The organism is Methylobacterium sp. SyP6R (assembly GCF_019216885.1).
Lineage (GTDB): Bacteria > Pseudomonadota > Alphaproteobacteria > Rhizobiales > Beijerinckiaceae > Methylobacterium.
Genome location: NZ_JAAQRC020000001.1, coordinates 5757501 through 5777628, shown reverse-complemented (window position 1 = coordinate 5777628; position 20128 = coordinate 5757501). Strand labels below are relative to the sequence as shown.

Sequence of the window (20128 nt, the reverse complement as noted above, 5' to 3'; positions counted from 1 at the left end):
GCGGCAGGATGAGAGCGGGCGTGACGGTCATCGGCTACGATGTCGTTCCGGGGACCCGGGTCGAGCGCGAGTTCAGCTTGCCCAGGCTGGCCGCGAGTTCGGCCGACGCCTCGCGGACGGCATCCGCGATGGTGACGAAGCCCCGTTCCCGCAGGGCGTCCGTCAGGTCGCGGAGTGCGATGTCGAGCTGGCGGGTGAGGACGTGCTCGCCGAGGCTCGACAGCGCGCGATGGGCCACATCGGCCAGCCGCCCGGCCGTCGGCGTTTCGACGTGGCGCAGGAGGATGGCGAGCGTCCTGACGGCTTCCGTCAGCGTCTGCGATTGAATCGATTCCGATGCGACCACGATCACGGCTTCGAGCGCGTCGGTTGCGATGATCGGGGCCGCATCGTCGTAGACGATACAGGAGCCGGCATCGTCCCGCATCTCGACCTCGCCCCGGCTCCATTGTGAGATGATGTCTCGCAGGGCTTCGATCACCGTGAGACCTGGATTGGGGTTCGATTTCGACGTCGATACCGAAGTCCACGCTATGGTCGAGAGCTGGTGCAAGCCGTAGGCGGTGTTGTTTTTCAGATCACGGCCGTCGTCGTAGGCGAAGGCGGCCAGGACCTCGTCGACGATGCTGTTTTGCGCATCCTCGCTCAAGGTGACGCCGGGTCTGGTTCGGACCTGGAACAGCGGGTCCTGGACGGCCCGATACGTCCCGAGCGTGATCAGGATCTCGATCTCGACGTTGCCTCGCGCATGCCGCTCCAGAGCGTTCTCGATCCGAGCGAGGTCGAGGCCGACGACGTAGCCCTTCTCGCAGGAGCGGACGAGCGCGACGTCGAACCAGCCGTGGCACCTCGCCCGTCGGGTTGCCGCAAGCAGCTTGAGGTCCTCGCCTCGCGCGCCCAGCACCTTGTCGTGAATGAACTGGATGATCTGCTCGGGTCGCATCTGATCGATGGTGTTGTAGATCATCACGATGATCAGGCACAGTGCCAGAGCGGTGAGCAGCAGGCTGAGGGCTGCGGCAAACACGGGACGATGATAATCAGTGTTCGTGACGAGGGTCATCAGTACGAAAACCGACAGGCCGACGAAATAGCCGAAGTAGAATTGATTGACCTTGCGGGCCATGAACTGGTCGGTGACCTGTGCGGTCAAGGCTGCGGCACCTTGCTGCACGGCGAGAAGCAGGAGCGAGAAGGTGATGGAGGTGACCGTGACGATGCTCGATGCCACGGTCGCGAGCAGGCTTCCGAGGGCTGCCCGGTCCCCCATCAGTTCCCCGAGCCAGCGAAAGCCGTGAGGTGCCTGGCCGCCGGACCAGGATCTGTCCGCGAGGTAGACCAGGACGCTCAAGCCCGCGAAGCCGATCACGGTCGCGAGCGGCAGGCTCAGGAACTGCCGGAACGACCGCTTGATCGCGCTGACGAAGCGGACAGGGATCGACGTGATCGCCTTCATGCGCGGATCTCACCCCGAAGCGATGGGTGCACGACGCGATGAATGGTCGAGAGACCCTGCATCAGCCCTCCGGCGCCGCCGGCACCTGCCCGCCCGCCACGTCCCGCCGCGGCTGGAGCAGCAGCGCCAGCAAGCCCGTCCACCCGGTCTGGTGCGCAGCCCCCAGGCCCGCGCCGGTATCGCCGTGGAAGTATTCGTGGAACGGGATGTGGTCGCGAAAATGCGGATCGTCCTGGAACAGCGGGTTGTCGCCCAGCACCGGGCGGCGTCCGCCGGGGCCGCGCAAAACCAGGCGGGTGAGGCGGGCGGACAGCTCGTCGGCGATCTGCGGCAGGGTGAGGTAATGGCCCGAGCCCGCCGGGCACTCGACCTTGAAGTCGGGGCCGTAGAAGCGGCCGAATTCGGTGAGCGCCTCGACCAGCAGAAAGTTGATCGGCAGCCAGACCGGCCCGCGCCAGTTCGAGTTGCCGCCGAAGACGGCCGTGGTCGATTCCGCCGGCTCGTAATCGACCGCGAAGGTCTGGCCGTCCCATGGGAAGCGGAACGGCGCCGCCGCATGCGCCTTCGAGACCGAGCGGACGCCGTGGGGGGACAGGAACTCGGTCTCGTCGAGCATCCGGCGCAGGAGCGCCTTCATCCGGTGGCGGCGCAGCAGCGAGAGCAGCACCCGGTTGCCGCGGCCCGGCTGCTCCCAGCGCGAGACCTGATCGGCGAGGTCGGGGCGGTGGGCCAGGATCCAGCGGGCCCGGCGGGCGAAGGCCGGGAAGCGCTCCGAAAAGTTCTCGTCCAGCACCTCGACGGCGCAGAGCGGGATCAGGCCGACCAGCGAGCGCACCCGCAACGGCACCTGGCGGCCGTCGGGCAGGCGCAAGACGTCGTAGTAGAACTCGTCGGTCTCGTCCCACAAACCGGTGCCGGTGCCGCCGACATGGGTCATCGCCTCGGCGATGGTCAGGAAGTGCTCGAAGAACTTGGTGGCGATGTCCTCGTACACCGGATCCTCGACCGCCAGCTCCAGCGCGATGCGCATCAGGTTGAGGCTGTACGTCGCCATCCAGGCGGTGCCGTCGGCCTGGTCGAGGGTGCCGCCGGTGGGCAGCTTGGCCGAGCGGTCGAAGATGCCGATATTGTCGAGCCCGAGGAAACCGCCCTGGAAGACGTTGCGGTCGCCGGCATCCTTGCGGTTCACCCACCAGGTGAAGTTCAGCATCAGCTTGTGGAAGACCCGCTCCAGGAAGGCGCGGTCGGGCTTGCCGGTCATCGCCTGGTCGATGCGGTAGACGCGGAGCGCCGCCCAGGCATGGACCGGCGGGTTCACGTCGCCGAAGGCCCATTCATAGGCCGGCAACTGCCCGTTCGGGTGCATGTACCATTCGCGGGTCAGCAGGATCAGCTGGCCCTTGGCGAAGGCCGGATCGATCAGCGCGAAGGTCACGCAGTGGAAGGCGAGGTCCCAGGCCGCGTACCAGGGATATTCCCACTTGTCCGGCATCGAGACGATGTCGGCGTTGTTGAGATGGGTCCAATCGCTGTCGCGGCCGTGGCGGCGGCCTTCCGGCGGGGCCGGCTGGGCCGGATCGCCGGTAAGCCAGCGCCGGACGTCGAAATGGTAGAACTGCTTCGACCACAGCATGCCGGCGAGGGCCTGGCGCTGGACGAGGCGCGCATCCGGGTCGGCGATGTCGCGCTGGAGCGCGCCGTAGAAGGCGTCGGCCTCGGCGAGGCGGCGCGCCATCACGGCGTCGAAGGCGGCCGGGTCGCGCTCGTCCGGGTTCGCCGCGGGGCACAGGCGGAAGCGTAAACTCACGACGCCGCCGGCCGGTACGGTGACGCGGCTCCAGGCGGCGCATTTGGTGCCCTCGGCCAGCGGGTTCACCGCGTCGTGCCGGCCCTCGACGATGCGGTCGTTGACCGCGTCCTTCGGGTGGGCGGGGCCGGGCGTGCCGAACAGCCGCCGCGTGTTGGTCTCGTTTTCGCAGAACAGGAACTCGGCCGGCTGCAAGGCCGTGAAGCGCAAGGGCGGCGAGCCCTCGCGCGTCGCCTCGACGGCGCCGGTCTCGGTCAGGCGCAGGAGCGGGCGGGGTTGCGTCGTCTCCCAGGATTCATGGCCCCAGGACCAGGTGTTGCGGGCCCAGAACTGCGGCAGGACGTGGAGATCCGCGTCGTCCGGCCCGCGATTGACGAGGGTGACCCGCATCAGCACGTCGTCGGGGGCGGCCTTGGCGTATTCCACCGTCACGTCGTGGTACCGCCCCTCCGCGAACACACCCGTATCGGCGATCTCGTATTCCGGGAGGTTTTTTCCCTTGCGTCGTCCGTTCTCGGCCACGAGGTCGGCGTAAGGGTAGGGCGCCTGCGGGTACTTGTAGAGCATCCGCATGTACGAATGCGTCGGAGTTCCGTCGAGGTACCACCACAGTTCCTTGACGTCTTCGCCGTGATTGCCTTCGCCGTTGGTAAGGCCGAACATCCGCTCCTTCAAGATCGGGTCGCGGCCGTTCCACACGGCAAGTGCGAGGCACCAGAGCTGGCGGTCGTCGCTCCAGCCCGCGATGCCGTCCTCGCCCCAGCGATAGGCGCGCGAGCGGGCCTGGTCGTGGGGCAGGTAGTCCCAGGCGGTGCCGCCGGCGCTGTAATCCTCCCGCACCGTGCCCCATTGGCGCTCGCTCAGGTACGGCCCCCAGCGGTGCCAGCCCTCGTCCTCGACGGCGGCGAGGCGGCGGCCCTCCTCGGTATCGGTGAGGCAGGGGGCGGGATCGGGCATCGCGGGGTTCTCCAGAAACGGGCGCACCGGAAGAGCGGTCACACCGGATCGAGGTCGAGCATCCGCCGCACACGGATCAGCTCGCCGAGGGACCAGGCCTGGAACGGGCAGCCGCCGGGCCGATGGGGCGGATCGCCGTCGGCGATCTCCGAGACGTGGCCGAGGCCCGCTTCCTGGAGATGGGCCTCAAGCGGCGGCAGGAAGCGCGCCCGCGCTTCGGCCTTCGCCGGCTGGGAACGGCCCCGCACGCCGAGCCAGGCATCGACAAAGGGGCCGATCAGCCACGGCCAGACCGTGCCCTGGTGATAGGCGCCGTCCCGCGCCCTTTGATCGCCCGCATAGGTGCCGCGATAGTCCGGATCGGCGGGATCGAGGGAGCGCAGGCCCAGAGGCGTGAGGAGGCGGGCCTCGACCGCGTCGACCACCGCCCGCGCCGCGGCGCCGGTGAGGAGCGGGAAGGGCAGGCCGCCGACCGCCAGGATCTGGTTCGGCCGGACCTTGGAATCCACCGCGCCCGGGACATGGTCGGCATCGACCACGTCGTGAAGGGCGCCCGATGGGGCGAGGAAGCGCGCGAAGCTCGCCGAAGCGCGCTGCTCCAGGTCGCGCCAGCGCGGCGACCAGCGGGCGGAGCCGATTCTGAGCGCGTTGATCCACAGGGCCTGGACCTCGACCGGCTTGCCGATGCGGGGCGTGACGACCCAGTCGTCGACCTTGGCATCCATCCAGGTCAGCTGCACGCCCGGCACGCCGGCCCGCAGCAACCCATCCGCATCGGCCTCGATCCCGTAGCGGGTGCCGGCGGCGTAGCCGTCGAGGATCGCCATGCAGGCCTCGGCGAGGCGCGCGGCTTCCGCCTCCGGGACCGGGCGACCCGCAGCGGCGTGGGCGGCGAGCACCTCGTGGACCGCGACCACGTACCAGAGCGAGGCGTCGACGGCGTTGTACTCGGGCACCGCGCCTCGGTCGGGGAAGCGGTTCGGCATCATGCCCTCGTTCACCGCGCCGGCCCAGGCGAGAAGAATCGCGCGGGCCTGTGCCAGCGCGCCGGTGGCGACGAGGAGGCCGCGCAACGCGATGAAGGTATCCCGGCCCCAATCGGTGAACCACGGGAAGCCCGCCACCAGGGTGCGCCCGCCCGAGCGGTCGACCAGGTAGGCACCGGCCGCCAGCGCCAGCGGCGACAGGGCTTCGCGCCGCGCCCGCTCACCCGCCATCAGGCGCTCGGCATGCGCCGCCGCGCGAACGGACAGGCCGTCGCCGCTGCGCAGGATCATCACGGCCGGACCGGCGGCGAGGTCGAAGGTGAAGCGACCGGGGCTGGCCAGATCCTCGATGTCGTCGAGGCCGCGGGCCGCCTCCGCCGCGTAGAGGAAATTCCGGTACCAGTCCGGCTCGTGGGCGTAAGTCCCGTTGGTGAGCGCCCCGATGGCCGGCAGGCCGGGATAGGGCCGCCAGCAGACGTTGCCGCCCTGCACGGCGGCGGCGAAGGCGAAGGCCGGGTTTTCGTGGTGGAGGGCGTGGTAGTCGCGGCCCGACAGGAGCGGGCGAACAGTCAAGGTGCAGGGGCCGGTGCCGGTCAGGCGCTGCCAGCGCAGCAGCGTTTCGCCTGAATCGGGCTCGACCAGCACTTCGTGCCGGAGCGTGCCGCCGTCGGCCAGGCGATACGTCCAGGACGGCCAGGGACGGGGCGTGAAATCGGCGACGTGGCGCCAGCCGTCCGGGTGGATCACGTCCGGCGCATAGGCTTGCGTCGAGAGCGGGACGGTCCCGCCCGCGATGGCGACCTCCGCCTCGATCCCGTTGACCAGGACCATGCGGCCCGTCGGCGGGGTCGTCGCGGTCAGAAGCAGCGCGTGGTAGCGCCGGGTACGCGGGCCCATGACCGGGCCGGAGGCGAAGCCCCCGAGCCCGTCGGCCTCGAGCCATTCGCGCGTGTCGTCCAAGGTCGCCTCTCCCGCCAAGAGCATTTCCCGCAAAGAGCATTGTCCGACGACGTGGATACCGGTTCGCCGCAGACAATGCGGCGAAATAAAAGACTAACGCAGCGTCCGATGGCAGCGTGATCGGGCTCTACTCTACCGCATTTTCCGACGAAGTGGATACTGGTTCTTCGCAGAAAATGCGGCAAAATCAAAAATTGGAGCAGCGTCCGATGGCAGCGCCACGATGCACGACAGTGGCATGAAACCCGCGGCGATCACCTCTCCCACCCGCGACCTCATCCTGAGGCGCCGGCGATCGGAGATCGCATTCGACCGTAAGGAGCCTCGAAGGAGGGCTCCAGAAGCCTCCGCGATCCCTGGAGCCCTCCTTCGAGGTCAGTCGATCTTCGATCGCCGACACCTCAGGATGAGGATGAGGGTGGAAGAGCACCATGGCCGGCAGACTTCAGGCCCCTGTCGTGTACCGTGTGGAGGCGCGATCGGGTGCTGCTCTCAGCAGACTCGCGTTGGCAGACCAACGCTTCGCCCGCTCGGATTCCTTGTTTTGTCGCAGATTCATCCTGCAAAACCGGCTGCCATTTTTGCGAAATCTGCTTAGTCGCCGTCCAGGGGCAGCCAGCGCCGGCCGTCGCGGGCGAGCAGCTCGTCGGCCGCCTTCGGGCCGGCGCTGCCGGATTCGTAGGGCTCCGGCTCGCCGCCCGCCCCCCACGCCTTCACCAGCGGATCGACGGCGGCCCACGATGCCTCGATGTTGTCGGCGCGCTGGAACAAGGTGGCATCGCCGCAGAGGCAATCGTAAATCAGGGTCTCGTAGCCGACATTCGGCTCCTGGGGGAAGAAGTCGCCCTCGCGGAAGGTCGAGCGCACGGCGCCGAGCCGCATCGACGGCCCCGGCACCTTGGCGTTGAACTCGGTGGTCATGCCCTGGACCGGATCGACCATGATCCGCAGGATGTTGGGGGCGATCTGGTCGACCGGAGTATCGCGGAAGAGCCGGTAGGGCGCCGGCTTGAAATGCACCGCGATCTCGGTGCGCCGCCCGGTCATCCGCTTGCCGGTGCGGAGATAGAACGGCACCCCGCCCCAGCGCCAGTTGTCGATGGTGAGCTTCAAGGCCGCGTAGGTCTCGGTTCGGCTGTCGCCAGCCACATGCGGCTCGTCCCGGTAGGACGGCACGGCGTGGCCCTGCTCGGTGCCGGCGCGGTACTGGCCGCGCACCGCATCCTCCGGCGGAACCGGGCGCACCGCCTGGACGAGCTTCGCCTTCTCGGTGCGCACGGCTTCCGCGTCGAAGGAGACCGGCGGCTCCATCGCGGTCATGCACAGGAGCTGGAACAGGTGGTTGGGCACCATGTCTCGCAAAGCCCCGGTCGGCTCGTAGAAGGCGCCGCGCTCCTCGACGCCGATCGTCTCGGCGGCGGTGATCTGGACGTGGTCGACGAAATCGCGGCGCCAGATCGGCTCGAACATCCCGTTGGCGAAGCGGATCGCCATGATGCTCTGCACCGTCTCCTTTCCGAGGAAATGGTCGATCCGGTAGAGCTGCGATTCGTCGGCGACGGTAAGCAGCCGCTTGTTCAGCTCCTGCGCCGAGGCGAGGTCGCTGCCGAACGGCTTCTCGATCACCACCCGGCGAAAGGCGTGGTCGGACTGCTTCAGGAGCCCCGCCTGGCCCAGATGCTCGACGATCGGCGCGAAGAACCGCGCCGCCACCGCGAGGTAGAACACCGCGTTGCCGGGAATCTTCTTGGCAATCGCCTGATATGTTGTCGGGTCGAGGAAGTCGCCCTTGAAGTAGTGCAGCCGGTCGCGCACGAAACCCCAGGCCTTCGGGTCGATGTGCTTGGCGTGGAACTCCGCCGTGTCGTCCTTGGTGAAGGACTCCATCGTGTCGGAAAGGTTCGTTCGCCAGTTCTCGTCCGATCCGTCGGTGTGGTCCACGCCCCAGATCGCGGTCGCGTCGTCGAGGAGGCGGCTGCCGGCGAGGTTGTAGAGCGCCGGCATCAGAAGGCGCTTGGTCAGGTCGCCGCCGGCGCCGAAGATCACGATCGTGCAGGGCGGGGCCGGCTTGTTGCCGGAAGCGGCATGCCCTTCCACCGGGACGTGCGACGTCATGGGGATCTCCTGGCCTGTGCGACGGCGGTGAAGCTAGATCCCGCAGCGCAGCGGACAAGGTGTGACCCTGGGTAAGAACGCGGCGGATGCAGGCCCCACCCGCGGCGACCCCGCCTTTCCGGGGCGAGGGGGCCGCTCTAAGGTCCGGGCGCAACGATCGTTGAGAGCGAGTGGAACGATGGCGGACGGGACCAGGCAGGCGGGCAGCGTCGCGGTGATCGGGAGCGGCGGGATCGGCGGCTACCTGGCGGGAGCGCTGGAGCGGGCAGGGCGCGACGTGACCCTGTGCGTGCGCACGCCGTTCGACCGCCTCGTCGTCACCGACGCCTCGGGCGAGCGCGAGGTCCCGGTCCGCATCGTCGCCGATCCGGCGGAGGTCGGTGCCGCCGACTGGGTGCTGGTGACCACCAAGGCCCAGGACACCGCGAGTGCGGAGCCGTGGTTCCGCACCCTCGTCGGGCCCCGGACCCGGGTGGTGGTGGTGCAGAACGGCGTCGGCCAGGCGGAGCGGGCCCGTCCCCACCTGCCGCCGGGGGTCACGGTGCTGCCGGCGATCATCTACTGCTCGGTCGAGCGCACGGCGCCGGGCCGCATCACCCACCACGGCAGCACCAAGATGACCGTGCCGGCCGGCCCCGACGGTGCCGCCTTCGCGGAGCTGTTTTCCGGCACGCCGTTCGAGATCACGCAGGAAGCGGATTTCGTCACCGTCGCCTGGCGCAAGCTCCTGAGCAACGCGGTGGTCAATCCGATCACGGCGCTCACCTTGCGGCGCATCGTGGTCTTCAACGATCCGGCGATCCGGGACCTCGCCCGTGGCCTGATGGACGAGGTGATCCGGGTCGCCAATGCCGAGGGCGCCCGGCTCACCGACGAGGACGCGACCCGCATCCTCGACAGCTATGGGCGCATCAGCGGCGACGGCGGCAGCTCGATGCTCTACGACCGCCTCGCCGGACGCCCGCTGGAACACGCCCATCTGACCGGCGCCGTCGTCGCGGCGGCCGAGCGCCACGGGATCGCCGTGCCGCTCAACCGGGCGATCCTGGCGCTCGCCGGGGCGGCGAGCGGGCAGGGGCTGGCAGGGGACCGGTAGACGCCCGGCCGAGGGCGGACCGGCGCGGCGGCCGTCCGCCCGCCATCCGACGGTTTTACCCTGCGTCATGGTGTTGACGGGGGCGTCGCGCTGCGGCCAGATCACGGCATCGGGGCGAATCATCGAACGCTTCGCCTTCCGCGATTTGCGTGAGACGAGCCGGAATCAAGATTCTGGCCCTGTTCCGCCGATGCTTGCCGGAGATCGTCGTTGCGCGCCATCCTCTCTCGCCGCGCCGTCATGGCGACGGCGCTGGTCTCGGCTGTTCTGTCATCGCATCGGGATGTCCGGGCCCAGGAGCTGCCGCGTCAGCTTCGGGCCGCGATCGACGGCGATATCCGCGACTGCATGCTGAAGAAGGCGGCGTTCGTGACGCAATTCATCTCGCGCAAGGACGTGAACCGCGACGGCGTGATGGATTACATCCTCGATTACGGCAGCTACAAGTGCGGCGCGGAGGCCAGCCGCTACTGCCATGAAGCGGGATGCCGGATGGAGGTCTACGTCTCGAAGGGACGGAGCGGCTACGTCCAGGCCTTCAGCGGAACCGTCCGCGACCTGCGCTTCGGGACGGTGAACGGCAGGCCTGCCATCCTGCTGAGCCGGCACGGCAGCGCCTGCGGCAAGGCGGAGTCCGCCCCCTGCCGGACGACCCTGACCTGGGATGGAACGCATTTCGCGGAGGCCCGCTGAGCCGGGATCACTCCTCCGGCCCGACCGCGACGAAGACCCGGCCATCCTCGACCCGGACCGGATAGGTCGCGAGGTCGCGACAGACCGGCCCGCCCTGCGCCCGGCCGGTGGCGATCTCGAACAGGCCGTAATGGGCCGGGCACTCGATGTAGCCCTCGACGATCTCGCCCCCGGCGAGGCTGATTCCGGCATGGGTGCAGAGCCCTTGCGTGGCGTAGACCGCGCCGTCGATGCGGTAGAGCGCGAGGGCGACGCCGCCGGCCTCGCGGGCGAGCACCGGGCTTGCCTCGAACTCGGCGAGATCGGCGACCGGGACCCAGTTCACGACGCGGGCAGCACCAAAGCCCGGCAGGCACCGAAGCCGATCGGCGCGAAGCCCTCGCGGATTCCTCGCGCCGTCAGGATCACCTCGTCGCCATCCTCCAGGAAACGGCGCTCCTCGCCGGGCGCGAGGCGGATCGGCGTCTTGCCGCCCTGCGTGGTCTCGAGCAGGCTGCCGCAGGAATCCGGATCCGGGCCCGACAGGGTGCCGGTGCCGAGAAGGTCGCCCGGGCGCAGGTTGCAGCCGCCGCTGGTGTGATGGGCGATCATCTGCGCCACCGTCCAGTACATGTGGCGGGCGTTGGACCGCGCGACCCGGTGCGGACTTGCGCCGGCCTCGCGGGCGGCCGCGGTGGAGAGCCAGATCTCCAGGTCGAGGTCGAGGGCGCCGCTGTCCTGGTCGGCCGCGTCGAGGAGGTAGGGCAGGGGGGCGGGATCGCCCTCGGGCCGCGCGGCCTGGGCGATGCGGAACGGCGCCAGCGCCTCCGGCGTGACGATCCAGGGCGAGATCGTGGTGGCGAAGCTCTTGCCGAGGAACGGCCCGAGGGGCTGGTACTCCCAGCCCTGGATGTCCCGGGCCGACCAGTCGTTGAGCAGGCAGAAGCCCGCCACCTGCCCGGCGGCCTCGCCGATCGGCACCGGTGTCCCGAGGTCGTTGCCGGACCCGATCCACACCCCGAGCTCCAGCTCGTAATCGAGCCGGCGCGACGGGCCGAAGACCGGCGCGTCGAGATGCGGGGGCTTCGCCTGGCCGTGCGGCCGGCGCACCGGGACGCCGGAGGGCCGGATCGAGGAGGCGCGGCCGTGATAGCCGACCGGCACGTGCTTGTAGTTCGGCAGTAACGGCTGGTCGGGCCGGAACTGCTTGCCCGTGTTGGTGGCGTGGTGGATGCCGACGAAGAAGTCGGTGTAGTCGCCGATCCGCGCCGGCAGGTGCAGCGTGCAGGCGGCGGCCGGGTGCAGGAGCGGCGGCACCCGATCGCGGTCGGGCCCATCCGCCTGCAGGAGCGCGAAGAGCTGGTGGCGCAGGGCCCGGCGCGGGCCGGCGCCGAGGGCCAGCATCCCGGCGAGGTCGCCGGATTCCGCCGCAACCACCGCCCGAACCGCCTCGCCGGTGAGGAGGCCGGCGGCCAGGACCGCCGCGAGATCGAGGATCTGGTCGCCGATCGCGACGCCGGCTCGCCGGGAGCCACCCTCGGTCGAGGCGCCGTCCTCCCGCGAGAAGATCCCGAGCGGCAGGTTCTGAATCGGAAAGTCGGGATGCCCGTCGGCTCCGGGCACCGAGGAGCGGGCGGCGGGGTCGTGGGTGTGATCGATCATGGTCATCACCGCACCTGCGGCCGGGTCGGGTCGAAATGCTTCACGAGCTCGCGCCCGTAAGTCCCGTAATCCTGTTGCAAGGCCGGGGTCTCGGCGGCGAAGCGGCTGACCTTCTGGGGAAACCGCGTCTCGAACATGAAGGCCAGCGTGCCCTCCAGCTTGTGCGGCTTGAGCTCGGTGGTCGAGGCCTTCTCGAACGCGTCGACATCCGGCCCGTGCGGCAGCAGCGTGTTGTGCAGCGACGCGCCGCCCGGCCGGAAGCCGCCGCCGGTCTTGGCGTCGTAGACCCCGTAGACCAGCCCCATGAACTCGCTCATCACGTTGAGGTGGTACCAGGGCGGCCGGAAGGTGTTCTCCGCCACCAGCCAGCGGTCGGAGAAGATCACGAAGTCGATATTGGCGGTGCCGGGCGTCTCGGAGGGTGAGGTCAGTACCGTGAAGATCGACGGATCGGCGTGATCGAACAGGATCGGTCCGACCGGCGAGAATTTTCGCAGGTCGTACTTGTAGGGCGCATAGTTGCCATGCCAGGCCACCACGTCGAGGGGCGAATGGGCGATGTCCGCCGCCCACAGGGTCCCGCCCCACTTCACCAGCATCGTGCCGGGGGCGTCGCGGTCCTCGTAAGACGCCACCGGCGTGAGGAAGTCGCGCTGGTTGGCCAGGCAATTGGCACCGATTGGACCGCGCTCCGGCAACGTGAAGGCGCCGCCGTAATTCTCGCAGACATAGCCCCGGACCGGGCCGCCCAGCAGCTCGACCATGAATTTCACGCCGCGCGGGATCACCACGATCTCGCCGGGCTCGACGTCGATCACCCCGAACTCGGTGCGGAAGCGCAGACCGCCCTCCTGCGGCACCACCAGCGTCTCGCCGTCGGCGTTGTAGAAGTACTCGTCCCGCATCGAGCGGGTCGCGACATACACATGCGCGCCCATGCCGGCTTGGCTGCCCGCATCGCCGGCCGTCGTCATGGTGCGGATGCCCTCGACGAAGGAGAGCGGCTCGGCCGGGATCGGAACCGGATCCCAGCGCAAAGGCGCCGGCGGCAACTCGATCTCCTGGGCCGGGGCGGTGCGCCAGAGACCGGCATCGACCTTCCGGAACGCCCCCCAATGCATCACGGTCGGGCGGATGCGGTAGAGCCAGGAACGCTCGTTGGTGGTGCGCGGCGCGGTGAACGGCGAGCCGGAGATCTGCTCGGCATAGAGGCCGTAGGGGCATTGTTGGGGCGAGTTGCGTCCGACCGGCAGGGCGCCGGGCAGGGCCTCGCTCTCGAAGCCGTTGCCGAAGCCCGACATGTAGCCGGGGCTGAGACCGGAGCCGGTGGCGGCGGGACGAAGCCCGGACGGCGCCTGGCTGTTCATGACGGCGACCCTTTCCTGCCCTGTCGATTGGTTTCAGTTGCAACCTTTTTCCCTGGATAGGAGCGGCCCGGAGCGGCGTCAAGCGCAAGGGGCAGCGCGGCGGGATGGTTGCGCTCGCGCCGTCCCTGGGGCACAGCACCGGGCATGATCGCGGTGGATTGGGGAACGAGCAGCGCCCGCGCCTACCGGCTCGCGCCGGACGGTGCCGTTCTGGCGCGGCGCGAGAGCGCGGGCGGCATCCTGCGGGTGCCCGAAGGCGGCTTTCCGGCAGCGCTGACGGAGATGGTCGGCGACTGGCTGGCCGAGGGCGAGACCCGGGTGCTGCTCTCCGGCATGGTCGGCAGCCGCCAAGGCTGGCAGGAGGCGCCGTATCTCGCCTGTCCGGCGGGGCTCGACGAGCTGGCCGGCGCCGTCGTGCCGGTGCCGTTCGCGGGCGCCACCGTGCGGCTGGTCCCGGGCCTGAGCGCCGAGGATGCCGCGGGCACGCCCGAGGTGATGCGCGGCGAGGAAGTCCAGGTCTTCGGGGCGCTTGCCGGGCGGGGCGAGGACGCGTTGCTTTGCCTGCCCGGTAGCCATGCCAAGTGGGTGCGGGTCGCAAGGAGCCGCATCGCCGGCTTCACCACCCACATGACCGGCGAGGCCTTCGCGGCGCTCAGCGGTCACACGATCCTCGGCCGGATGATGACCGGGCCGGCGCAGGTGGGGCCGGCCTTCGAGGCGGGCGTCGCCCGCGCAGCGGACGAGGGCGGGCTGCTCCACCACCTGTTCGGCACCCGCACCCTCGGGCTGCTCGGCCGGCTCGCACCGGAGGATGCGGCGAGCTACCTGTCGGGCCTGCTGATCGGGCACGAGGTGGCGGCCGCCATGACGAAGCCGGCCCTCGTACACCTCGTGGGCTCAGGCCCGTTGATGGCGCTCTACGGCCGGGCGATCGCCCTCGAGGGTGGCGAGGCTGTCACGGGCGATCCGGATGCCGCCGCCCGCGGACTGGCGCTGATCGGGGAGAGAATCGCATGGATGTGACGGGCTGGCTCTCGCGCTGCCCCCTGGTGGCGATCCTGCGCGGCGTGACGCCCGACGAGGTCGAGGCGATCGGCGAGGCGTTGGTGGCCGAGGGCGTCGTGATCCTCGAAGTGCCGCTGAACTCGCCCGAGCCGGTCGAGAGCGTGCGCCGTCTGGCGGCGCGCCTCGGCGACCGGGCGCTCGTCGGCGCCGGCACCTTCCGCCGCGAGGCCGAGGTCGAGGCGGTGGCGGCCGTCGGCGGTCGCCTGCTGGTGACGCCGCACGCCGATCCGGCCCTGGTGCGCGCCGCCAAGGCCCGCGGCATGGTGGCGATGCCGGGCTTCCTGACCCCGGCCGAGGCCTTCGGCCTGCTCGATGCCGGGGCCGACGCCCTCAAGCTGTTTCCGGCCGAGGCCGGCGGTCCGCCGATGCTGAAGGCCCTGCGGGCGGTGCTGCCGAAGGGCACGCCGCTGTTGCCCGTCGGCGGCGTCGATGCCCGCAGCCTGCCGGCCTGGCGCGAGGCCGGCGCCAGCGGCTACGGCTGCGGCTCCTCGCTCTACAAGCCCGGCGACACGCCCGATCGGGTCGCCGCGAAGGCCAAGACCCTGATCGCCGCACTCTGAGGCGCCGCACGAGGGCCGGCCCCGGGATCGGCCCGCGATCCGTTCCGGGGGAGGTCGGATCGATCCTTTCCGGCCCGCCAGTGCCCTCGCCGAACCACACAATTCGCATAAGCGACGTTATGGAATGACAGGAGGTGTCCGCTCGATGCGGGCAAGTGCCTGTGCAAGTACACGTTTGCGAGCGAGTGCGCGAGCAGGTGATTGCGATTGCGCGGCATCTGGCGCCAGTATCGTGCCCTCGAGCTCAGGCCGTCTCCCGGCCCACTCCGGTCGCTGCACTCTGTAGTCGCTTCGCCACCGTCCGGGCGAGCTCGGCCGCCTGCCCGCGGATGTCGGGCACTGCCGTGCATTCCCACAGCGTACCGCGCAGCAGAGGACCGAGGGTCCAAAGCGGTCGACCCGCTTCGCCGTGCTGGCCGAGCACCGCGAGATCATCCGCCACCGCGAGACCGAGGCCAAGGGCGTCAGGCCGGACCAGCCCTCGGCTCAGCAGGCGGCGCAGGAGCAAGTCGTCGGTATCCACGACGCGTCCGACGCCGGACGCATCGATGATCCGCTGCACGTCGACGACCTGCGGAGCGGCAACGCCGCGCTCGCGCACCGTGACCCGAGCATGGCCGGCTTGGTCGTCGATCGCGACCACCCGTGCGCGCATCAGCGTCAGCCCGCCCTCCGCGAACTCGCGACCGACGATCTTGGCTGCAGGCGGTGCCATCCGGTGGCGATGCACGTCCCAGAAGGCACGCAGGTGGCGCAGGAAGCGGCGCTGCTCGGAGAGCGGCAGGCCGCGCCACAAGCCGACGCTGTCGCCTCGCAGAGAGTCGATCACTCCGCGCCAATCGATCCCGGCCGACGCAGCACGGCGCGTCTCCTCGCGCAAGAACCGCAGCAGCCCGAGGAGCGACTGCCGCGCTGCGGCTGGGATCGCAGGCGCGGGCCATGAGGCAGTCGCGGCATGGACCTGCGGCAACAAGCCGTGGCGTGACACGGCAAGGATCGGCCCAGGGAAGCGGCGCTGGCGCAGAGCCGCGACGGCATCGACCATGGTCAGCCCGGTCCCGATGATGAGCAACGGCAGGTCGGGCCGTAGATCGTCGAGCGGAGTGTCGTCCCAGGGATCGACCACGTAGCGGCTGCGAGGACCGCGCGGGGCCCGCAGGTTGCCGCAGGCCAGAACTGCGCCGGCCACGCGCCGCCGACGTCCGGCCGCAAGGGTTAGATCGAAGCCGGTCTCCGCCGGCGCAAGATCGACGACCTCGTCGTTCTCGAGCATCAGGAGGGGCCCCGGCCCAGGCTTGGACAAGGCTGTGAGCAGCAGGTCGGTGAGGTAACGGCCATAGAGTCCGCGGGCCGCGAACAGCCCGGCCGGCGTTGAATGGGTCCACGCGGCTCCGTCGAGGGGGCAGCCTTCAAGCCACCGCGAAAAATGGTCCGGCTGGTCCGGGAATGCGCTCATGTTGGTGGCGCGGACGTTCAGCAGGTGATCGCTGCACCCTGTCGCGTAGGCGAGGCCGCGCGCAAACGCGCTCGACTTCTCGCATAGCAGAACCGGACGCTCCGGCATCAACCGGCTCAGGTGGAGAGCCGCCATGGTACCGCTGAATCCGGCGCCGATCACCGCGATGGGTGGAAGGGTCGTACGCATCCGCCGTCGGTCTCCTGCATCGCCTGCTCAATGTAGGGGACGCCGGCCGACCGGTCTCGGCCCGATGACGGCGGACACTTGAACGCAGGGCGTGCAAATCCATCTCGGGGACGGGCTGGCCGCGGGGGCTACGCGGTACCCCTGCCCTTCCCCACCTTATGGGTCACGATCCTTGGATCGCAGCCGTGTTGACAGGCGAGCCGGCTACCCTTAGACAGCCGCTCACCGACGGGGCGCCGACGAACTGGCCGCCGCGAAGGACTTCCCCAGAGACGGTGAAGCAAGGGCCAGGGAAACCAGGCTCGGCTTTCTGTTCTCCAGGGTACAAGGTCTGGCTCCCGGCCCGACCCGCTCTTTGACAAGTACATACGAGAAAGAGAAGCGTGGACGGCGTCGTCCCTGCGGATCCTGCCTTCGGGTGGGATCGTGAGTAGGATGATGCTGATCTGACGTTTCGGTGCTCACACGATTGGTGGAAACGCCGGTCGGTCGTGAGCCTCCGTTACTATTGTGATCAGCTTTGATCAGCTCTTCAACTTGAGAGTTTGATCCTGGCTCAGAGCGAACGCTGGCGGCAGGCTTAACACATGCAAGTCGAGCGGGCCCTTCGGGGTCAGCGGCAGACGGGTGAGTAACGCGTGGGAACGTGCCCTTCGGTTCGGAATAACTCAGGGAAACTTGAGCTAATACCGGATACGCCCTTATGGGGAAAGGCTTGACTGCCGAAGGATCGGCCCGCGTCTGATTAGCTAGTTGGTGAGGTTACGGCTCACCAAGGCGACGATCAGTAGCTGGTCTGAGAGGATGATCAGCCACACTGGGACTGAGACACGGCCCAGACTCCTACGGGAGGCAGCAGTGGGGAATATTGGACAATGGGGGCAACCCTGATCCAGCCATGCCGCGTGAGTGATGACGGCCTTAGGGTTGTAAAGCTCTTTTCTCCGGGACGATAATGACGGTACCGGAGGAATAAGCCCCGGCTAACTTCGTGCCAGCAGCCGCGGTAATACGAAGGGGGCTAGCGTTGCTCGGAATCACTGGGCGTAAAGGGCGCGTAGGCGGCTGATTTAGTCGAGGGTGAAAGCCCGTGGCTCAACCACGGAATGGCCTTCGATACTGGTTGGCTTGAGACCGGAAGAGGACAGCGGAACTGCGAGTGTAGAGGTGAAATTCGTAGATATTCGCAAGAACACCAGTGGCGAAGGCGGCTGTCTGGTCCGGTTCTGACGCTGAGGCGCGAAAGCGTGGGGAGCAAACAGGATTAGATACCCTGGTAGTCCACGCTGTAAACGATGAATGCTAGCCGTTGGTCTGCATGCAGGTCAGTGGCGCCGCTAACGCATTAAGCATTCCGCCTGGGGAGTACGGTCGCAAGATTAAAACTCAAAGGAATTGACGGGGGCCCGCACAAGCGGTGGAGCATGTGGTTTAATTCGACGCAACGCGCAGAACCTTACCATCCCTTGACATGGCATGTTAGGCGGAGAGATCCGTTGTCCTCTTCGGAGGCGTGCACACAGGTGCTGCATGGCTGTCGTCAGCTCGTGTCGTGAGATGTTGGGTTAAGTCCCGCAACGAGCGCAACCCACGTCCCTAGTTGCCATCATTCGGTTGGGCACTCTGGGGAGACTGCCGGTGATAAGCCGCGAGGAAGGTGTGGATGACGTCAAGTCCTCATGGCCCTTACGGGATGGGCTACACACGTGCTACAATGGCGGTGACAATGGGCAGCGAAGGGGCGACCTGGAGCGAATCCCCAAAAGCCGTCTCAGTTCGGATTGCACTCTGCAACTCGGGTGCATGAAGGCGGAATCGCTAGTAATCGTGGATCAGCACGCCACGGTGAATACGTTCCCGGGCCTTGTACACACCGCCCGTCACACCATGGGAGTTGGTCTTACCCGACGGCGCTGCGCCAACCGCAAGGGGGCAGGCGACCACGGTAGGGTCAGCGACTGGGGTGAAGTCGTAACAAGGTAGCCGTAGGGGAACCTGCGGCTGGATCACCTCCTTTCTAAGGATGCTGTTTGTCAGGACGATCGGGTGACCGGTCCTCTCCTCGTACGGCGTCGTTGGATCAAGGGTCCAGTCAGGACCCATTTGGCGGGACGCGCCGTCTTCGTTTCTCTTTCTCATCATCCGGACACGCTGGTGGAACCAGCGACGGGCCTGTAGCTCAGGTGGTTAGAGCGCACCCCTGATAAGGGTGAGGTCGGACGTTCGAGTCGTCCCAGGCCCACCATTGTTCTTGGGGCCTCAAACGCCGGCGGCGACATCCGTCGCCTTAGGCTTCCCGCGCCACGCGGCGCGGCGGCCAGTTGGCCTTGCGAGGCTTCGCCTCGACCTGACGAGCAGCACCCACGGGGCTGTAGCTCAGTTGGGAGAGCGCGTGCTTTGCAAGCATGAGGTCGTCGGTTCGATCCCGTCCAGCTCCACCACCCTCCCCTGCCAATCGGCAGTGAGGTCGAGGGTCGTCCGGATCAAAGAGCTTCGCAACCATCGACGCAATCGCGGGTGGCTGCGGATATCTGACATCGTGAAGAGGGAATGTGCCCGGGCCGTTGCGAAAGCGGCCGGCTCGGGTGCGTTCGGCAAGCATAAGGCAGCGGGTCTGAAAAGGCCTGCTGCCGGTCTTTATCGTGACCGTGGATGGTGTGAGCGATGGCCCCAACAGGCTGTCGGTCACGCCGGACACCGATCATGAGAGCGATCAAGTGCCTTAAGAGCATCTGGTGGATGCCTTGGCGCTGAGAGGCGATGAAGGACGTGGTACGCTGCGATAAGCCTTGGGGAGCTGCGAACGAGCTTTGATCCGAGGATCTCCGAATGGGGAAACCCACCTTCAGCCACCGTATCGTAGGCTCAGGAGCGATCCTGGGTCTGCGCTACGATGGTTCGAGAAGGTATCAAATCCTGAATTCATAGGGGTTTGAAGCGAACCCGGGGAACTGAAACATCTCAGTACCCGGAGGAAAGGACATCAACGAGACTCCGTCAGTAGTGGCGAGCGAACGCGGACCAGGCCAGCGCCTGGCATGACGCTTACCGGAACGGCCTGGAATGGCCGGCGTGATGGGTGACAGCCCCGTACGGGACAAGCCAATGCCAGGACACGAGTAAGGCGGGACACGTGAAATCCTGTCTGAAGATGGGGGGACCACCCTCCAAGCCTAAGTACTCCTCAGCGACCGATAGCGAACCAGTACCGTGAGGGAAAGGTGAAAAGCACCCCGACGAGGGGAGTGAAACAGTTCCTGAAACCGGATGCTTACAAACAGTGGGAGCCCAAGATTCGTTCTGGGTGACTGCGTACCTTTTGTATAATGGGTCAGCGACTTAGAGTTACGAGCGAGCTTAAGCCGGTAGGCGAAGGCGCAGCGAAAGCGAGTCTGAACAGGGCGTTCAGTTCGTGGCTCTAGACCCGAAACCAGGTGATCTAGCCATGCGCAGGATGAAGGTGCGGTAACACGCACTGGAGGTCCGAACCAGTGCCCGTTGAAAAGGTCTTGGATGACGTGTGGTTAGGGGTGAAAGGCCAATCAAACCTGGACATAGCTGGTTCTCCGCGAAAGCTATTTAGGTAGCGCCTCGAATGAATACCGTGCGGGGTAGAGCACTGGATGGGCTAGGGCCGCCCACAGCGGTACCGCACTCAACCAAACTCCGAATACGCACGAGTACTGTTCGGGAGACACACGGCGGGTGCTAACGTCCGTCGTGAAGAGGGCAACAACCCTGACCGACAGCTAAGGCCCCCAATTCGTGGCTAAGTGGGAA

At 67.8% G+C, this 20128-nt stretch carries 12 protein-coding genes, 2 tRNA genes and 2 rRNA genes (1 of these 16 running past the window's edge); 8 read left to right on the top strand and 8 right to left on the bottom strand.

Going from position 1 to position 20128, the window contains the following annotated elements; genetic code table 11:
- Positions 1–34: 34 nt before the first annotated feature.
- The 4 genes from HBB12_RS26550 to zwf all read right to left on the bottom strand — a co-directional run bounded on the left by HBB12_RS26550 (position 35) and on the right by zwf (position 8281).
- Entirely contained in the window at positions 35–1456 is a 1422-nt protein-coding gene (locus HBB12_RS26550; protein WP_236992099.1) for a DUF2254 family protein, read from the bottom strand.
- Between the two features lie 61 nt (positions 1457–1517).
- Positions 1518–4220: an MGH1-like glycoside hydrolase domain-containing protein gene (locus HBB12_RS26545; RefSeq protein WP_236992098.1), complete on the bottom strand. Its 2703-nt coding sequence runs from the start codon at positions 4218–4220 to the stop codon at positions 1518–1520.
- Between the two features lie 38 nt (positions 4221–4258).
- A complete protein-coding gene (locus HBB12_RS26540) occupies positions 4259–6166 on the bottom strand; it encodes an amylo-alpha-1,6-glucosidase (RefSeq protein WP_236992097.1) in 1908 nt (635 codons plus the stop codon).
- Positions 6167–6760: 594 nt separating this feature from the next.
- Entirely contained in the window at positions 6761–8281 is a 1521-nt protein-coding gene (gene zwf / locus HBB12_RS26535) for a glucose-6-phosphate dehydrogenase (protein WP_236992096.1), read from the bottom strand.
- Between the two features lie 178 nt (positions 8282–8459).
- On the opposite strand from zwf, the gene HBB12_RS26530 reads away from it, so the two are divergent.
- Positions 8460–9377 carry a 2-dehydropantoate 2-reductase gene (locus HBB12_RS26530; RefSeq protein ID WP_236992095.1) on the top strand — a complete coding sequence of 306 codons (918 nt, stop codon included), beginning with the start codon at positions 8460–8462 and terminating at the stop codon, positions 9375–9377.
- Between the two features lie 210 nt (positions 9378–9587).
- Positions 9588–10070, top strand: a complete 483-nt coding sequence (locus HBB12_RS26525) for a hypothetical protein (protein WP_236992094.1) — start codon at positions 9588–9590, stop codon at positions 10068–10070.
- Between the two features lie 7 nt (positions 10071–10077).
- On the opposite strand, the gene HBB12_RS26520 is transcribed toward HBB12_RS26525, so the two are convergent.
- The 3 genes from HBB12_RS26520 to hmgA are packed head-to-tail and all read right to left on the bottom strand — an operon-like array spanning position 10078 to position 13078.
- Positions 10078–10395, bottom strand: coding sequence for a Rieske (2Fe-2S) protein (locus tag HBB12_RS26520; RefSeq protein ID WP_236992093.1), 318 nt, complete (start codon positions 10393–10395; stop codon positions 10078–10080).
- Positions 10392–11717 (bottom strand): fumarylacetoacetase, encoded by a 1326-nt coding sequence (gene fahA, locus HBB12_RS26515; protein WP_236992092.1) that lies wholly within the window; start codon positions 11715–11717, stop codon positions 10392–10394. Before fahA ends, HBB12_RS26520 begins: the two co-directional genes overlap by 4 nt.
- Positions 11717–13078, bottom strand: coding sequence for a homogentisate 1,2-dioxygenase (gene hmgA / locus HBB12_RS26510; RefSeq protein ID WP_236992091.1), 1362 nt, complete (start codon positions 13076–13078; stop codon positions 11717–11719). Before hmgA ends, fahA begins: the two co-directional genes overlap by 1 nt.
- A gap of 144 nt (positions 13079–13222) precedes the next feature.
- Here hmgA and HBB12_RS26505 point away from each other — a divergent pair, with 144 nt between their 5' ends.
- Both HBB12_RS26505 and HBB12_RS26500 read left to right on the top strand, forming a co-directional pair.
- On the top strand, positions 13223–14101 hold the full coding sequence (locus HBB12_RS26505; protein WP_236992090.1) for a 2-dehydro-3-deoxygalactonokinase: 879 nt from the start codon (positions 13223–13225) through the stop codon (positions 14099–14101).
- The gene (locus HBB12_RS26500) at positions 14092–14703 is read left to right on the top strand and encodes a 2-dehydro-3-deoxy-6-phosphogalactonate aldolase (protein WP_236992089.1); all 612 of its coding nucleotides are present in this window, start codon (positions 14092–14094) and stop codon (positions 14701–14703) included. The genes HBB12_RS26505 and HBB12_RS26500 overlap by 10 nt, the downstream gene beginning before the upstream one ends.
- A gap of 244 nt (positions 14704–14947) precedes the next feature.
- Here HBB12_RS26500 and HBB12_RS26495 read toward each other — a convergent pair whose 3' ends face one another.
- Positions 14948–16348 carry an FAD/NAD(P)-binding protein gene (locus tag HBB12_RS26495; RefSeq protein WP_236992088.1) on the bottom strand — a complete coding sequence of 467 codons (1401 nt, stop codon included), beginning with the start codon at positions 16346–16348 and terminating at the stop codon, positions 14948–14950.
- Positions 16349–16881: 533 nt separating this feature from the next.
- Between HBB12_RS26495 and HBB12_RS26490 the strand changes: the two genes are divergently transcribed.
- The 4 genes from HBB12_RS26490 to HBB12_RS26475 all read left to right on the top strand — a co-directional run.
- Positions 16882–18365: ribosomal RNA gene (locus HBB12_RS26490) — 16S ribosomal RNA — on the top strand.
- 151 nt (positions 18366–18516) lie between these two features.
- Positions 18517–18593 (top strand) — tRNA-Ile (locus tag HBB12_RS26485).
- A 120-nt stretch (positions 18594–18713) separates the two neighbouring features.
- Positions 18714–18789, top strand: a tRNA-Ala gene (locus HBB12_RS26480).
- Between the two features lie 270 nt (positions 18790–19059).
- A 23S ribosomal RNA gene (locus HBB12_RS26475) occupies positions 19060–20128 on the top strand (it continues 1734 nt past the right edge of the window).
- Together the 16S and 23S rRNA genes with 2 tRNA genes alongside form the textbook arrangement of a ribosomal RNA operon.

What these genes read in the sequence shown, in the direction of transcription:
- HBB12_RS26550 (WP_236992099.1), bottom strand. Translation starts at nt 1,456, where the DNA reads ATGAAGGCGATCACGTCGATCCCTGTCCGCTTCGTCAGCGCGATCAAG.
- HBB12_RS26545 (WP_236992098.1), bottom strand. Translation starts at nt 4,220, where the DNA reads ATGCCCGATCCCGCCCCCTGCCTCACCGATACCGAGGAGGGCCGCCGC.
- zwf (WP_236992096.1), bottom strand. Translation starts at nt 8,281, where the DNA reads ATGACGTCGCACGTCCCGGTGGAAGGGCATGCCGCTTCCGGCAACAAG.
- HBB12_RS26530 (WP_236992095.1), top strand. Translation starts at nt 8,460, where the DNA reads ATGGCGGACGGGACCAGGCAGGCGGGCAGCGTCGCGGTGATCGGGAGC.
- fahA (WP_236992092.1), bottom strand. Translation starts at nt 11,717, where the DNA reads ATGACCATGATCGATCACACCCACGACCCCGCCGCCCGCTCCTCGGTG.
- hmgA (WP_236992091.1), bottom strand. Translation starts at nt 13,078, where the DNA reads ATGAACAGCCAGGCGCCGTCCGGGCTTCGTCCCGCCGCCACCGGCTCC.
- HBB12_RS26505 (WP_236992090.1), top strand. Translation starts at nt 13,223, where the DNA reads ATGATCGCGGTGGATTGGGGAACGAGCAGCGCCCGCGCCTACCGGCTC.
- HBB12_RS26500 (WP_236992089.1), top strand. Translation starts at nt 14,092, where the DNA reads ATGGATGTGACGGGCTGGCTCTCGCGCTGCCCCCTGGTGGCGATCCTG.
- HBB12_RS26495 (WP_236992088.1), bottom strand. Translation starts at nt 16,348, where the DNA reads ATGCGTACGACCCTTCCACCCATCGCGGTGATCGGCGCCGGATTCAGC.